This is a genomic window from Marinobacter halotolerans, assembly GCF_008795985.1.
Lineage (GTDB): Bacteria > Pseudomonadota > Gammaproteobacteria > Pseudomonadales > Oleiphilaceae > Marinobacter > Marinobacter halotolerans.
The window spans coordinates 787,621-803,800 of the sequence record NZ_VMHP01000002.1 but is presented as its reverse complement, the minus strand read 5'-3'; the positions used below and the strand labels follow the sequence as shown (position 1 = coordinate 803,800).

Genomic DNA, 16,180 nt, shown 5'->3' with positions numbered 1-16,180 from the left:
TGCTTTGCTTTCCGAACTACTTGCTCGGCCGGATGCTGCCTTCGACAACCCGTGCCTCGAAACGTTCGACAATAGACTTGACCAGCGGATCGCTATTAATCGCCTCTTCCGCCGCCGCCTGCCTTGCCTGGCGTTGGCTTTCTTCCCAGGCCGCCGGCGTTCTGCCGTTGGTCTCACCTTCCGTTATTTTAACGTTTATGGCGTCGCCAAACCGATTCCTCAACGCCTCGAGGATTTTTTCCTTATGACGATCGTTCAAAAGCCGTGCGTGCCCTTCATCCAGCGTTAGCACAATGTCGTTGCCCGAGCGGGTCATGGCGGCGTTGCTGGCCAGGTTACCGGGCATACCGACAATATTCAGGCTGCGAAAATCCCGTTCCCAGGAGAAGTCCGATGGCTCTGGCTCTGGCGCTGCCTCTGGCTCTGCCTCTAGTTCGGGCTCAGGCTGTGATTCTGGCTGAGCTTGATCGTCAACCGCTTCCATATTCAGCGGCGGTGCCGGATCGGGCTCCGGGGCGGGTTCGTAATCCGGTTCCCAGGGCGGCGGTTCTTCCGCCGGTTCCGGTGCTGGCTCAGGCACAGGCACAGGCTCCGGCTCAGGGGGCTGTTCGGCTTCGGGTACTGGCTCGGGTTCCGGGGCTGGCTCGGGCTCCGGCGCTAGTGCTGGCTGAGGAGCCTGTTCCTGCTGCGGTGCCGGCTCGGGGTCGTCCCGGCTTTCACCCTCGGTGCGCGATGGCGTGGCGCCGCCAGCCGGTGGCCCGCGCCGGTCAGCGCCCGGACGAAAAGCCAGCATCCGCAACAGGGTCATCTCGAAACCCATGCGGGCATCCGGCGTCACCGCCAGGTCTTTCCGCCCCATCAGGGCAGCCTGATAGAAAAGCTGGGCATCCTCGGCACTGACCTGCCTGGCCAGGCTCTGCACCATGGTCGCATCCCCCAGGGCATTATCTGCGCTGCCCGGCACCACCTGCTCCATGGTAACCCGGTGAAACAGCGACAGAAGGTCCGCAAGAATGATGCTGTAATCCGGCGCGAAATCCGATATGCGCTGAATCTCCGACAGCAACGCCGGGCCATCCTCGGCCACCAGTGCGTCCACCAGTCGGGCGATATCGCCCTGATCAATGGTGCCCAGCATATTGCTGACGTCACTGCCGTTCAGGGTCTGGTTGCCAAAGGCAATGGCCTGATCGGTCAGGCTTAGCGCGTCCCGCATGCTGCCATCGGCGGCCCTGGCCAATAACCAAAGTGCTGGCTCTTCAAACGGAATGCCTTCCTGGGTCAGTACATGGCGAAGATGGCCGGCAATGTGCTCCGGCGTCATGCGCTTGAGATTGAACTGCAGACAGCGGGATAGAACGGTCACCGGCAGTTTCTGGGGATCGGTAGTAGCCAGCAGGAACTTGACGTGCTCCGGGGGCTCTTCGAGGGTTTTCAGGAAAGCGTTGAAGGACTGATTCGACAGCATGTGCACTTCGTCGATCAGGTATACCTTGAAGCGGCCTCGAGTGGGCGCGTACTGGACGTTATCCGTCAGTTCCCGCATATCGTCCACGCCGGTGCGCGACGCCGCGTCGATTTCAATCAGATCAACAAATCGCCCTTCCTGGATTTCCTGGCAGCTTGAGCAGGTACCGCAGGGCTTCGAGGTAACCCCGGTTTCACAGTTCAGGCATCGGGCAAGCAGGCGGCCGATGGTGGTTTTGCCCACGCCCCGGGTGCCGGTAAACAGATAGGCATGGTGAAGGCGCTGATTGTCCAACGCGTGAATCAGGGCCTGAAGCACATGCTCCTGGCCAACCATGTCCTCGAAGGTATTGGGGCGCCATTTTCGGGCGAGAACCTGATAGCTCATATTCCATCAACTGCCGCTAAAAAACGGGCTTAACCTTAGCATGGTCATGGGTTGATAAGAAGTCGGTTAACGCCCGCAGGTCGCCTCAACTTTTGCCCGGAAACGCTCGCGAAGCTTTCTGTTTTCGGCCTCGCTGACAAACACCTGCTCTCCCTTTTCGTCGAGATCATAGAAAGTAGAGATTCGGTCCATATGTATCAGACGGGCCCGAAGCTCGCGGCAATGGGACGCAAGTTTGGCCTGCTTCTCTTCGGCCCTGGCCTTGGCAGCCTGCGCGCTATCCCGCTCACGCTGTCGTTGGTCGAGGAATTTCCGGATACCTTCCTGGCGCTGCTCAACGGAGCGGCTTGTCCCAACGGGCTCGGAGTCTTCACTCAGCCTTTTCGCGGTGGCCTGCGGCGAGGGACGATCACCGAAATGAGTCCGGCCCTGGTCATCAACCCAGCGATAGATTTCGGCATTCACGGAGGCAGAGATAAACACGAGAAAAGCGAGGCATATCCTTATCAGCACGAGACATCCTTATCGATCATCCATTCGAGAAGGCGACATTCTATAACATGCGGAGAAATCTGGAAATTACGGGGGGAGAATCTGGGGGTGACTCCACCAGCAACACTCCGGCACACAAGTCCACCGCTTCGGCTGCTCCCTTCCGGGCCTGACCGGGTTCACGGTTTATCGTTGCGGAGGCACCGATGGAGCCACCATAACGTCCGGGATTGGAATCCCTCAGAACGGCGCGCATAGTAGCAAAAGCCCCCGTTCACTACAACGAGCTTTATAAACTCAAAGGCAGCGGAATCTCATCCTGGCGGAACCAGCAGGCCACACTGTAGCGGGTACGGTTCGCCGGCAGCACTTCGTGAGGGATTTCCTCACTCATGAAAACCGCCAGTCGCCCCAGTTCCGGCGATACCCGTCCGCAGATTTCCTGCTCGCTGTCGCGGTTGAATACCTGCAGTTCGCCACCGTCTGCCTGCTGCCAGTTTTCATTGAGATACAGCACCACGCTGACCACCCGCGATGCCCTGCCCTGGAAGCTGTCTACGTGTTTCCGGTAAAAGTCGCCGGGATGATAGGTGGCGTAATGGGTTTCAAAACGCTTCAGCCCCAGGAACAACTGCTGGTTAAGCCCGCAGCGAATGGTCTCGAATACCTGAAACAGGCCTGCCTGAGCAGCCGTCTCTCCCTGTAGCCAGGCAATCTTGTCCCGCCGCACCGAACGGTCCCGGGTTTTATCCAGGCCACGGCCGATTCCGGCCACTCTCAAGGCATCGGTTCGATCCAGAATCTGCACTTCCTCGCACAGCGAGGCCAGCAGCTCGTCACCCAGCAGCGGCCGGGCATCAAGGCTTAGCCAGCCGTGCTCGCTCAACCCGTCAGCCAGCGCATCAAGCCAGTCACCCTCAGGGGCAACCGGGTTGCCGACTGGCTGCAAAACAGATGCGGTGGAAAGAGTCATTGAACGGCGCCCCGGCGAGAATCACAGAGAGAAAACATAGTTAGCGATTCTATGCCCGATTCTCGCCCGGCACGACGTTTTAATTTACCCTGCAGATACGAAAATGCCGAAACCACAACAACGAGGCAATCTGTGCCACTTAAACCCGGTCAATGGTCATTTACCCGATGGACCACCGTCGGCCAACTTGAGGCTCTGGAGGTACACCACCCTCTTTTCGAGGCGAGGCTATTTATACAAGGCGCCCATCTCACCGAATTCACACCGCGCCACCAGTCCAACTGGCTGTGGCTCAGCGACAAGGCCATTTTCAAACCGGGCCATGCCATTCGAGGTGGCGTGCCAATCTGCTGGCCCTGGTTTGGGGTTCCCGACAGAAACCCGCCGGAAGTCCGCCGACGCATCCTCACAGGTGCATCCCACGGCTTTGCCCGCACTGCCCTGTGGAAACTGGAGGATGTAAGGGAAACCGCCAGGGAAGTGGAAGTCAGCCTGTCGCTTCTGGCCAACCAGGATTTTGCCGATGCCTGGACCGGCAGTGCCCTGTGTCTGTTGACCTTTAGCTTCTCCGCCGCCGGCTTCCGTATTGCGCTGACTACCACCAACCTGGCAACCCAGCCCCTGGCCATGACCCAGGCACTGCACACCTATCTGCCCACCGCCGACATTATTGGCACCCGGATCGAAGGCCTGGACGGCTGCGAATATACCGATGCCGTGGAGAACTGGAGCGACTTCACCCAGCGCGGGCCTGTGGATTTCCCCGGCGAAACCGACCGCATCTACCTGAGCGGCCAGCCGCTTGAGATAATCACGCCCGGCCACACCAGCACAGTGGATGCGGTGGGCAGCGATTCGACAGTGGTGTGGAACCCGGGGCCGGAGAAAGCGGCACGTTTGTCGGATTTCCCCGACTCCGCCTGGCAACATATGCTGTGTGTGGAAACCGCCAACGCGCTATCGGACTACCGCGTGCTCAATGAAGGGCAAAGCCACACCATTGGCGTTATGATTGGCCGACGTTAAGTTTTGGGAGAACTCATGGGCCTGACATCCTACCTGCGATCAAAACTGGTGCCGGAAGAACTGAGCAACCAGATCGACCGCATCCGCAAACCCATCGGTTCGCTGGGGTATGACCCCTGGGGCTTTAACAACGAATCGATGAAGCTGGGCTTTTCAATGGCTCACCAGCTCTACGAGAAATACTTCCGGGTTGAAACCACCGGCATCGACAAGATACCCGCCGAAGGCCCGGTGCTGATCGTTGCTAATCACAGCGGACAGCTGCCCATCGACGGTCTGCTAATCGGCTATGCCCTGGCATCCCGCAAACGGAACCCGCGCATACCCCGGGCCATGATCGAGCGGTTCTTCCCCACCGTGCCTTATCTCGGCAACCTGCTCAACGAGTTCGGCGCGGTACTGGGCGACCCCACCAACTGCGCCAAGATGCTGGCCAACGGCGAAGCGGTGATCGTTTTTCCCGAGGGCGTGCGGGGTTCGGGCAAACTCTATCAGGACCGCTACCAGCTCAAACGCTTCGGCAACGGTTTTATGCACCTGGCGATGAAATACAACGCCCCGATTGTGCCGGTGGGCGTGGTGGGCTGCGAGGAAACCATCCCGGCCATTGCCAACATCAAGCCCCTGGCGAGGATGCTGGGTATTCCCTATGCACCGGTGGCGCTGCCGGTGGTGTTCCCGGCCAAGGTCCACCTGAACGTAGGCGACCCCCTCCGATTCGATAACCGGGAAATCCCCGAAGAGCAGGTAACCGAGCGGGTGGAGCATGTAAAAGCAGCCATCAGCGAGCTGATCGATACCGGGCTAAGCGAACGCAAAAGGCTTTTCTGATGACAGAACAAAGAAGACAGCACATTCTGATAACCGGCGCGGCCGGTGCCCTGGCCCAGCAGGTGATCAACCGGCTGCGGGACCACTGCGATATCGTCGCCGTGGATTTCCGCGAGCAGGTTTACCTGGGGGACGACATCCCCAGCTATTGCATCGACTTCAACCAGCGGTCCTTTGAAGACCTGTTCCGGCGCTACAAATTCGACGGCGTGATTCACCTGGGCCGCATCATGTCCAGCCAGCTCACCCGCATGCGACGCTATAACGCCAACGTGCTGGGCACCCAGAAGCTGCTGGATCTGAGCCACAAGTACGGCATTAGCCGGGTGGTCGTGCTGTCCACCTTCCACGTCTACGGTGCCGTGGCCTACAACCCCGCCCTGATCGACGAGGAAGCGCCCCTGAAAAGCGCCGGGCTGAGTGCCGACCTGATCGATTCAGTAGAGCTGGAAAACCTAGCCAACATCTACCTGTGGCGCTATCCGGACCTGAACATCACGGTGCTGCGCCCCTGCAACATCGTCGGCCCCGGCGTGCGCAACTCCATCAGCACTTTGCTGGCCAGCCAGAACGCGCCCGTACTGGCGGGCTTTTCACCGATGATGCAGTTCATTCACATTGACGACATGGCCGATGCCATCGTGCTGGCCTATAACAAGACCCAGCGCGGCATCTTCAATGTGGCACCGGAAGACTGGGTAGCCTATCAGCACGCGCTGAAGCTCTGCGGCTGCAAAACGGTGCCGATACCGTCGATTCCACCGTTGTTGCCGAAGCTGATATTGAAGACCCTGCGTCTGCGAAGTTTTCCGTCGTATCTGATGGCGTTTTTCAAGTATCCTGTCGTCATTGACGGCAGAGCGTTCGCACGGGAATTCGGCTTCAAACCCAAACGACCGCTCAAGGAAATATTCCGGTTCTACCGGGAAAACAAAGAGCCGGTCTGACCCGGCTTTGCACGCAGGACGCGCGCCATGCTCAACGATTTAGGCCTGATCAGTTACGCCACCGCAGCCATCGCCTATGCGCTGCTGGCCGGGCTTGTGGCAACACGGTATCTGCGGCGGGACATTGACCGCTCCATCTTTCTGGCATCCCTGGTCTCGGCGCTATGGGCGACTTCCCTTGTTACCCAGTCGCTGTGGCAGCAGCCGGGGTTTTTCGCCCGCTACCTGCTGGAACTGTTGCGGGACGCCGCCCTCATTACCGTTCTGTTCGCCCTGCTCCGCGACGCCTTCCGCTCCGGAAACATCAAGGGCAGGCTCAGGCGCATCATGGCGACCGCCACCCTGGTATTGATTATTGCCCTGCTCGGCTCCGGCGCGCTGGAATACGCCATGGGAACCACCCTCCTGGACGGCAAAACCAAAGTACTGGGACAAATTGCCCTGTCGCTTCTGGGCCTGTCGCTGGTGGAGCAGATCTGGCGTAACTCGGTCTCCTTCCGCCGATCAAGCATGAAGTACGTCTGCATTGCCGTTGCCAGCCTGTTTGCCTATGACTTCTTCATGTACGCCGACGCCCTGCTGTTCGGCCAGGTGGCAACGTCTTTCTGGGATGCCCGCGGCCTGGTCAATGCCGCCATTGTGCCGTTGTTCGCCGTCAACGTGATCAACACCCGCAAGCAGCCGGTGGATTTCCAGCTGTCCCGGTCCGCCGTTTTCCATGCCGGCGCACTGATTCTGGCCGGTGGTTACCTGCTGTTCCTGGCGATCGGCGGCTATTACGTGCAGGTGATGGGCGGCGACTGGGGCGAGGCCTTGCGAGTGCTGTTCCTGTCTGCAGCACTTATCTTTCTGGCTGCGCTGGCCTCTTCCCGCCGGGTCCGGGCAAGGTTGATGGTGTTCATCGGCCAGAACTTCTTTGACTACAAATACGACTACCGGGACGAGTGGCTGAAAATGACCCGGGAGCTGGCCGACCTCAGCGATAACCCGCCGCTCCCGGAACGGGTGATCCGCATTCTTGCAGGTTTGGTGGAAAGCAATGCCGGCGCCATATGGGTAAAAGGAGACCGGGGTGATTTCGTCCTCAAGGGCGCGATAAACCTGGCTCCGCCAAAATACACCACCATTGATGCCAACTCCGAACTAGTGAGATTTTTCGGGGAGCGCGAGTGGATTGTAGACCTGCACGAATATCAAAACGACCCGGTGCGCTACAACCTGCTGGAGATCCCCGACCCCATCTCCCAGATCAGCGGAGTCTGGCTGGTGATCCCGCTTTATCTGAGCAACGATCTCTACGGCATCGCCGCTATCGGCAACCCCTACGCCCGGGTGGAGCTGAACTGGGAGAACTTTGACCTGGTAAAAGTTGTAGCCCGGCAGACCTGCAACCTGCTGGCCCAGGCCGACGCCCAGAACCGGCTTTCCCAGGCCATGCAGTTCGAAGCGGTCAGCAAGGCCTCCGCCTTTATGGTTCACGACCTGAAAACCCTGATTGCACAGCTGTCACTGCTGGTCAAAAACGCCCCCAGGCACCGGAATAACCCCGATTTCATCGACGACATGATCAAGACCACCGACCACGCGGTCAGGAAAATGGCCGGCCTGGTGGACCATATCCGCAGGCCCGCCGACGCCACCCTGGAAACACAAGTGCTTGAACTGGGCGAGGTGGTGGATGCCATAGCCGAGCAGTACGCCAAAGGCCGCCCCGCCCCTCGGGTGACCAGCCACCCGGAAAGCATATTTATCAATGCCGATACCGAACAGCTTTACAGCATACTCGGCCACCTGATCCAGAATGCCCAGGACGCCACACCGCCAGAGGGTGAAATCACCCTAACCCTGAAAACCGCCCGCGATAACGTGGTGCTTTTTATTCAGGACACAGGTGCCGGGATGACTGAAGACTTTATCGAAAGACGCCTGTTCAAGCCGTTCGAAAGTACCAAAGGCCTGACCGGCATGGGCATCGGGGCCTACCAGGCCCGGGAATATGTGCGTAACGTGGGCGGCAACATCGACGTCACCAGCGAACCGGGCGTGGGCTCCTGTTTTTCCATACGGTTTCCGCTGGTGCGCGCGGCCGTTCACGGCCCCAGAATGCCGGAAATTCATCGTATTGAACCGCTTAAAGCGTCAGGTGATAGTACAGAGCGGATGCCAAATGATTGACGAACGGCTACAGTAACTCAGTCAACCATTGCAAAGTGTCAATGTTCGGGCAAGAATCGGGGTTCAGGATTCGATAAAACGCTCCAGAGAAACAAAAAGGACTTTCTGCCGTTGTGAGTAGACGACTCTTAATAGTTGAAGACGACCCAGGGCTTCAGAGCCAGATGCGCTGGTGCTTCAGTGACGATCTCGACGTGGCCGTGGCCGCCGACCGGGAAGCGGCGCTGACCGCGCTCCGACGCCTGGAACCGGAAGTCATCACCCTGGACCTTGGCCTGCCGCCGGATCCGGGCGGCGCTACCGAAGGCTTCAAGCTGCTGGAAGACATCCTTCGCCTGGCCCCCATGGCCAAAGTCATCGTGGTCACCGGCCGGGAAGAAAAAGAAAACGCCGTCAAAGCCATCGGCATGGGCGCCAGCGACTTCTACCAGAAACCCCTGGACGCCGACATCCTCACCTTTGTGGTCAACCGGGCCTTCCGCCTGGCAGAACTTGAAAGGGACAACCGGGAACTGTCTACCCATCGCAATGGCACCAGCATCAAAGGCATCGTTGCGGCCAGTTCCCAGATGCTCAACATCTGCCGCACCCTGGAAAAAGTCGCCCCCACGGATGTCACCACCCTGATCACCGGTGAAACCGGCACTGGCAAGGAACTGCTGGCCCGGGGCCTTCATGACCTCAGCCATCGCTCAGACCAGCCCTTTGCCGCCATCAACTGTGCAGCAATCCCGGAAAACCTGCTGGAAAGCGAACTGTTCGGGTTCGAGAAAGGCTCCTTCACCGGCGCCACTGCCAGCAAGAAAGGCAAAATCGAAAGCGCCAATGGCGGCACCCTTTTCCTGGATGAGATCGGCGATATGCCCATGGCACTGCAGGCCAAGCTGCTGCGCTTCCTGCAGGAACGGGTGGTAGACCGGGTGGGCTCGGTAAAACCCATACCAGTCGACGTGCGCGTGGTGTGCGCCACCCACCGTAACGTGCAGGATCTGATCGACAGGGGCGAGTTCCGCGAAGACCTGTATTACCGGATCAGCGAAATAACCCTGGACGTCCCGGCACTGCGGGACCGTGACGGCGATTGCCTGGTGATCGCCCAGTCCCTGCTCAAATCCCTGGGCAAACAGATGGACCGCCCCAACCTGGCCTTCTCTGAAGACGCCATTGCGGCCATCAACGCCCACCCCTGGCCGGGCAACGTCCGCGAAATGATCAACAAGGTGAAGCGCGCGACCATCATGGCCGACGGCAAGCGCGTGACAGCTGCTGACCTGGAACTCAGTTGTGGCGTCGACGAACCTGAAGACCAGCTGAACCTGCGTCAGGTACGGGAACGAGCCGAACGCGCCGCCATTGTTCAGGCATTGCAGTGCAGTCACTTCAATATGGCACAGGCATCACGGATGCTGGGAATAACCCGGCCAACACTCTACAACCTGACAGACAAATACCGGATCGAAACATCTTCAGAGCAGTCAGGGACATTACAACAAGACCCGCGGTAAAAAAGGAACAGGGCCATGAAATCATTTCCAGTGTTTAAAGCCACCCTTCTGAGCGTCGCCATCTCGATGTCACTGGCCGGATGCGGTGGAAACGATGAGATGAGCCAGGAACAGATCCAGTACCTCAGCCACGTGGATCAGTCCCGCTTTTTCCAGCGCCAGGGGGAGCTGAAAGCCAGCACACTGGAAGCCCGCAGCGCTATCGAGATGCAACCCGGCCGCGTAGAACCCTACCTGGTGATAATCAACAACCTGTTGACCGCCGGCGATGCCCGTAACGCCGAGCGCCAGCTCGATGCCCTGATGGAAAAAATCGACCCGGCCAATATCAGCCAGCAGAACCTGAATGATGCAGCCCTGGTGCGTGCCGAAGCCAACCTGATGCAGGGTGAGTTTGAAGACGCGCTTAACGCCCTCGACAGTATCGAAGATGCCGACCGGGCCCAGCAGTCAGAGGCCGCCCTGTTAAGGGGGCACATCCTGCTGGCATCCGAAGATGCCGACGACGCGCGCCTGGCGTATGAATCCGCGCGCGACCTGGCGCCGAACACCGTAGAGCCTCTTATCGGGCTGTCCAAAGTTGCTTTCAGTAAAGGCAATGAAAGCGAAGTTGCGGAGTACATTCAGAAAGCCAACGAAATCGATCCCCAGAACGCCGAACTGGCACTCTGGAAAGCCCGCCTTGCCCACTCCGAAAAGCGCTGGGCCGATGCGGAACAGGCCTACATCACTGCCCTGGAAACCATTGGCCAGTACGACGTGATGACCTATCGCAAATTTGAAACCATGTCGGCGCTGATTGACGTGCTGCGCCAACAGGGTAAGGCCGCCGAGGCCTTTGTGTACGAGGAAATCCTCGCCAAGTCGGCACCGGGCACCATCCGCAGCAACCTGGTGGCCGCGCAGGAAGCATTCAACGAAGGCGACCTGACCACCGCCGCCCGCTACCTGGAAGAAACCCTGGCCCAGGCGCCCAGCCATGAACAGGCAGCGCTGATGCTGGGTATCATCCGCTACCGTCAGGGCCGGCCGGAAGAAGCCGAAGCCCTGCTGGAACCCCTGGCCGCACTGGAAGAATCCGAACAGGCCCAGAAACTGCTGGCCGCCACCCGCCTGCAGCTGCGCAACCCGGACGGCGCCAAAGAAGTCCTTGCCGGCCTTGAAGACCAGAATTCCGACCCGGAAACCCTGGCCCTGGTAGGCATCGCATCGCTGGTCAGCGGTGACAAGCAAAGCGGCGAACAGATGATCGAGCGGGCCCTGGAGCTGGCCCCCGAGAACAACAGCCTGAGGCTTCGTTACGCCGCCTATCTGACCCAGGAAGGCCAGGCCGACAAAGCCATTGGCGAAATACAGACGGTCATCCAGAACGATCCTGAGCTGGACCAGGCCAGGTTGCTGCTGCTTCAGGCCCATGCCGCCAATAACGATCTTCCCGCCGCCCGTAAGGCCGCCGAAGCCTGGTTGAATCAACAGCCCGGCAACATCAGCGCCATGATCGCGCTGGGCAATGTCGCCGCGCGATCGGGCAATCCAGACCAAGCCGAATCCTATTTCAACCAGGCCGCCAAAGCCGATCCGAACAGCGCTGCGCCGCTGGTCTCCCTGGGCAATCTGGCCCTCTCACAAGAGCAGTCCGAACAGGCAAAAAACTTCTTCATCCGGGCCATCAAACTACAGCCTGACAACCAGCAGGCACTGCGCGGCCTGAGTGCCGTGACGGAGCGCCCGGAAATTACTGCTCTGATGGAAGACCTACAGAAAGAACAGCCAGAAGCCATCGGCCCCAGGCTGGTCCTGCTGGAATCCGCGCTGATTGAAGGTAACCAGAGCAAAGCCGACGAACTGACCGCCGGCCTGCTGGAACGTGAAAACGAGAACGAACCGGCACCAGCCGCCAACCTGGTGGCCACCGTGTACCACGGCATCGCCTCACAAATGGCACAACGGGATCGCCTGGAAGACGCCATGAACATTCTCCGGCGCGGTCGCGTGCTGTTTCCGGAAAACGAACAGATTGGCCTGCAGGCCGCCATCGTCGCTTTCGCTCAGGACAACACCCAGAACGCCCGGGAGATCCTCAGCGACGTCAAGCAAAGCCACCCCGAATCCGCAGCGCCTTTCGTGGTGGAAGCCAGATACCTCCAGCAGCAGGACAAACACAAACAGGCTGCCGACCTATACCAGCTGGCACTGGAGAAACAGCGCACTGCCGAACTGGAAGTGTCCTACGCCCAGGCCCTGACCCGCGACGGGCAGGAAACCAAAGCACTGGAAAGCCTGGAGGCCGCCCGGGAGCGCTTCCCCAACTCGGACACCCTGCTGACCAACCTGGCCATCCTGCAGCAGCAGAGCGGCGACACAGACGCGGCAGCGCAGACCTACGCCAAGCTGGTGGAAGTGGCGCCCAACAACGTGGTGGCACTGAACAACCTCGCCTGGATCTACCACGAGCAGAACGATGAGCGCGCCACGGAACTGGCCGAAAGGGCCTATAAACTGAGCCCGAACAACGCGGCGGTTGTGGATACTTATGGGTGGATACTGTTCAAAGGCGGCAAGATCGAGGAAAGCCTGCCAATCCTGGAGAAGGCGCATGAGTTGCAGCCGGATTCTCAGGAGATTGCGATGCATTTGGCGGAGGCGTATCAGGCTGTTGGCCGTGATGGCGAAGCAAAGCAAATCCTTCAGAGGATTAGCGGCCAGGGCTGACTGGCAATTATTGAACAGACTGGCTTCAGTCTGACGAATCTGAAAAGCATTGAACACGCAACAGATGCAATGTCGAATTCTTTTACATGCGACCTTCACATCCCATTTTTTGTTTTGTAGAAACAAAGCCTTGGGATTTGGCATGGCGCATGCTGTCGATAAATTGGCGTATTAGCCAAACCACTCAATGGAGGAGTGTTTCGACATGAAAAAATTTACTCAGGCTCTTCTCTGCACAGCGATTACCGGCTTGTCAGGTGTTGCTCAGGCTGCGTTCATTGATGTAGCCCCAAACACCGCACCTGCGGCAACACCATCCGCAGTTGCAGCTGACAACAGCTATACGAACGGAGACGGTCAGGGCACATTTTTGGGCCCTCAGCTCTACTTCGCAGGTGACTCAGTACTGCTGGATCACTCAGTTGTATCAACTTCAACTGGCCCTTTCAGACTGACCTTTACATACCTTGGTAAAGAGGCTGCCAACACCAACTCTTTCCTTTATGAAGGTATTGAAAGGTTCAACACTGGCACATCAGCGCTTGGCTCAACTTGGAGTACCGTTTACTCAGGGGGTCTCGGTAATATTGATTTCGGATTCTCGTCCGTTAAAAGCGGCGGAGCATTTGCCGGATCAGTATCGAACCTTGGTAGCGGTAACCTAGCTCCAGAATTCAACTTCACCATCTTTGAGGGTGGAGAGGACTACATGATCCTCAGTCTGGATGACAATAATCAAATCGACGACAACCATGATGACATGCTCATAATGGTCAAAGCTTCTCAGATTCCGGAACCAGGTACGCTGGCACTTCTGGGTCTGGGCCTGGTAGGTCTTGGTGTTGCTCGTAAGCGCAAAGCCTAACCGTATAGCACTACTTGTAAGCGGCACCTTCGGGTGCCGTTTTTTACTAGCTTGTCTACCGAGCTCTCAAGCTAAGCCCCGCCAGCGCGACGGTTATGGATTTCGATGAGTGGATTCTGCTCGAGGACGGAAAGATACTGGAAAGCTCAGCAATAAATGCTGGAGACTGTCAGCCTTCTTTACATCATGCGTTTTTTAGCTCCCGCATAGGAAATCCAACTTTCTGTTTTTGATAGCAAATCAGTTTGTGGCATAGGTCATGCTTCTTATTAGAAAGGAGCAGTACCCTTGGCAAGAATTAAAGGAGCAACAAAGATGAAAATCACTAACACCGTAACTGCACTGGCGCTTGGCTTGGGCCTGTCTTTTGCAGCTAACGCGGCGCTGATTGTTGAAGACGGAATTGGTGGAACAATTCCTCAAGCAGTCCCAGGCGTCACCAACGACATTCTCGGTAGCGTTACTGAAGTCGCCCCATACGGTTTCGGTGCCGACCTGAAATCTGTTGGCAGTACGACCGTTATGTTCGAATTTCTGGGTTTTGAAGCAAGCTTCAACAACAAATTCTTTGTAAACGGCGTCGAAGTGTTCAGTAACAACACATTTGCTGCCGGGCAGTCCCACGTTGCCACGTTTGCAGATGGCGTGCTGGACTTTTCTTTCATGAGTCCGGTGAACGGCTCGGCTGTAAATGGTAGCAACCCGACAAACACGGCGCTTGTTAATTTCTTCGTTGCGACCAGTTCCACTAAATTTAGCGGCGATCTGTTCCTGGCGTTCGATGATGACGGCAATAATAATGACGACAACCACGACGACATGGTTATCCGCGTTAGCCAGGTTGAAGTGCCTGAGCCAGGTACCCTTGCGCTTCTGGGTCTCGGTCTGGTAGGTCTGGGTGTGGCTCGTAAGCGCAAAGCTTAATCGGTCTACGCTACATAAAAAATGGCACCCGAGGGTGCCGTTTTTTATTTTTGGTCATGTGTATGACAGTTCATCAAAACCCTATCGGTTAATCCTTTTGCAGATAAAGCTGATCAAGATATTCTTCCGCCCTTAAATGAATCTTGGGGCTCAATGTCGCCAGCCGTTCCTGTGCATTGCAATCAACACATTGTAACGCCACAACAAGCAAAGAGGCATCTGTCCGCCTGTTGAGTATTCCAGGCAGTTGCGCCAGCTTTGCTTCAAGTTCATTGTTTTCCCAACTGCCCTCCACATAATAAGCAAATGCCAGATGAATAAAGTCCTCCGAGCCGAGGCGCTTGATTGTCATTCCGGACATAGGCACCCCTTCGATAGAAGTAATGTCAAAAACATCCTGAACTACAAAACCCGAGGATGAGTAAAGCCGGTTGTTGTAATGTACCAGCTCATGCCCGGCCCATTGAGCATCATAACTATACAACCCAACTAAAAGAGTTTCATTGGGGTCGCCTGCAGGACTTAACCCCTCTCGACTTACATAACTACGCTCCAACAAACGATCCGGCCGCTCGACAATCGGAGTCCAGCCGGCAAGACTGCGAGAAAACAACGGAAGCCATAGCTCCTCTGAAACTAACACTGCATCGTGCTTAAACGCTCCAACTTCGCGAGATTCTGGGGCAGCAGGCAAGGCAATCCAAGTGAGGAAAAGTAATGCTCCGATCGCTGCAACCGCTATCGAAGGATTTCCCGAAGAAGAACTAGCTAATACGGGACTGGGAGTCAGGCTTTTATTGTTGGCTTCAATTTCTCCGTTCGACTCCTTTTTTTCCAATAATCGTCCGACGATAAATAAAGGAATGAGAGTGACAGCAAAAACCATCCAGCCGAAATCGTCATGCTCATTGATAAGATTGCTTTGCATATTGCTCTCGTGGCCAACATAGATAATCACGAACACACGAATCCAGTTAGCGACGAGCCCCAGCCCGACAGCGACCAGGTAAAGCCAGAGTCTGGATGTAACACGCTTAAGATTAAGCTCACCATAAATTAGAGCAAGCAGCTGCCCAACCAGTAAATAGCGGAGACCGGAACAACCATTTGCAACCTCGAAAATACCGATGTCGATCAGATGAACAAAAATACCTTCTACCCGAAAATTAATATCAAAAAGACCTAGTAATAGTCGGTTTACTTCGACAGTCATGATTTGAAGCGTCCATGACAAATAGTCCCAGAAGGGTACCGCAAGAAAAAGAATGCCTACCGGAATAATGAACTGTTTCACTTGGTTCCAACCAAGAAGTATGGCGGCGGCACCCAGAATCAACGGAACAATCGTCAGCTCACTGAGTGCCTGTACCCTCATAATTTCGCCCAGACTGTATGCTGCCAAAGCAAAGGCGAAGGGCACTAACCATATGGGATAGAAGCCTAGCGTTACCGAATGGCGCCTAGCCGAACGAGCCACAAGCAAAATGGAGACCCCAAGTAGTAGAAAACCATGGGAGTATGCTTCATCATATTTAAACCACCGATTCACTACACCAGCCACTGTACTCCACAACAGTGAAGCCAGCGCGACGAGGATAATAACAAAGGGGAAACAGGCTCTAATACTGTAAGAAATTCGACTCCACCCGACGCTCATTGAGCTTTACATCCCTGAAAAAATGAATTGGCCGTTGGAAGCCTCCAAGGCATGATGTTACTCTATACGTATCAATTGGTTAGCGCCAGCCAAAAGCACATGAGCCGCGAAAAAACCTAAATGCGTTGCAATCGTAAAACTGGAGCTATAATAGCACTCACAGCTCACAAATTTCACTACTGCGACGTAGCATAACTTGGTGGAGTTAACCAAAACCT

At 56.7% G+C, this 16,180-nt stretch carries 11 protein-coding genes, 1 other RNA gene and 1 pseudogene; 8 read left to right on the top strand and 5 right to left on the bottom strand.

Annotation, left to right across the window (positions count from 1 at the left end):
- Positions 1-16: 16 nt before the first annotated feature.
- The 4 genes from dnaX to FPL19_RS14000 all read right to left on the bottom strand — a co-directional run bounded on the left by dnaX (position 17) and on the right by FPL19_RS14000 (position 3,320).
- Positions 17-1,855 carry a DNA polymerase III subunit gamma/tau gene (gene dnaX, locus FPL19_RS14015; RefSeq protein ID WP_150913255.1) on the bottom strand — a complete coding sequence of 613 codons (1,839 nt, stop codon included), beginning with the start codon at positions 1,853-1,855 and terminating at the stop codon, positions 17-19.
- A 66-nt stretch (positions 1,856-1,921) separates the two neighbouring features.
- Complete coding sequence (locus tag FPL19_RS14010; protein WP_150913253.1) at positions 1,922-2,368, bottom strand: DUF4124 domain-containing protein; 447 nt, start codon at positions 2,366-2,368, stop codon at positions 1,922-1,924.
- A 91-nt stretch (positions 2,369-2,459) separates the two neighbouring features.
- Positions 2,460-2,556: signal recognition particle sRNA small type (gene ffs / locus FPL19_RS14005), an RNA gene on the bottom strand.
- A gap of 80 nt (positions 2,557-2,636) precedes the next feature.
- A complete protein-coding gene (locus FPL19_RS14000) occupies positions 2,637-3,320 on the bottom strand; it encodes a 2OG-Fe(II) oxygenase (RefSeq protein ID WP_150913252.1) in 684 nt (227 codons plus the stop codon).
- Between the two features lie 132 nt (positions 3,321-3,452).
- On the opposite strand from FPL19_RS14000, the gene FPL19_RS13995 reads away from it, so the two are divergent.
- The 8 genes and pseudogenes from FPL19_RS13995 to FPL19_RS17860 form a co-directional block, all read left to right on the top strand.
- Positions 3,453-4,346, top strand: coding sequence for a D-hexose-6-phosphate mutarotase (locus FPL19_RS13995; protein ID WP_225314434.1), 894 nt, complete (start codon positions 3,453-3,455; stop codon positions 4,344-4,346).
- Positions 4,347-4,361: 15 nt separating this feature from the next.
- Positions 4,362-5,177, top strand: coding sequence for a lysophospholipid acyltransferase family protein (locus tag FPL19_RS13990; RefSeq protein WP_150913248.1), 816 nt, complete (start codon positions 4,362-4,364; stop codon positions 5,175-5,177).
- Positions 5,177-6,124, top strand: coding sequence for an SDR family oxidoreductase (locus FPL19_RS13985; protein ID WP_150913246.1), 948 nt, complete (start codon positions 5,177-5,179; stop codon positions 6,122-6,124). Before FPL19_RS13990 ends, FPL19_RS13985 begins: the two co-directional genes overlap by 1 nt.
- Positions 6,125-6,151: 27 nt before the next feature.
- Complete coding sequence (gene prsK / locus FPL19_RS13980) at positions 6,152-8,299, top strand: XrtA/PEP-CTERM system histidine kinase PrsK (protein WP_150913244.1); 2,148 nt, start codon at positions 6,152-6,154, stop codon at positions 8,297-8,299.
- A gap of 113 nt (positions 8,300-8,412) precedes the next feature.
- Complete coding sequence (gene prsR, locus FPL19_RS13975; RefSeq protein WP_150913242.1) at positions 8,413-9,804, top strand: PEP-CTERM-box response regulator transcription factor; 1,392 nt, start codon at positions 8,413-8,415, stop codon at positions 9,802-9,804.
- Positions 9,805-9,819: 15 nt separating this feature from the next.
- Entirely contained in the window at positions 9,820-12,516 is a 2,697-nt protein-coding gene (locus tag FPL19_RS13970; RefSeq protein ID WP_150913240.1) for a tetratricopeptide repeat protein, read from the top strand.
- A 205-nt stretch (positions 12,517-12,721) separates the two neighbouring features.
- Positions 12,722-13,381, top strand: coding sequence for a PEP-CTERM sorting domain-containing protein (locus FPL19_RS17675; protein WP_225314433.1), 660 nt, complete (start codon positions 12,722-12,724; stop codon positions 13,379-13,381).
- Positions 13,382-14,224: 843 nt separating this feature from the next.
- Positions 14,225-14,305: pseudogene (locus FPL19_RS17860) on the top strand (PEP-CTERM sorting domain-containing protein); the annotation flags it as partial.
- A gap of 88 nt (positions 14,306-14,393) precedes the next feature.
- Here FPL19_RS17860 and xrt read toward each other — a convergent pair.
- A complete protein-coding gene (gene xrt, locus FPL19_RS13955; protein WP_150913238.1) occupies positions 14,394-15,962 on the bottom strand; it encodes an exosortase in 1,569 nt (522 codons plus the stop codon).
- Between the last annotated feature and the right edge of the window lie 218 nt (positions 15,963-16,180).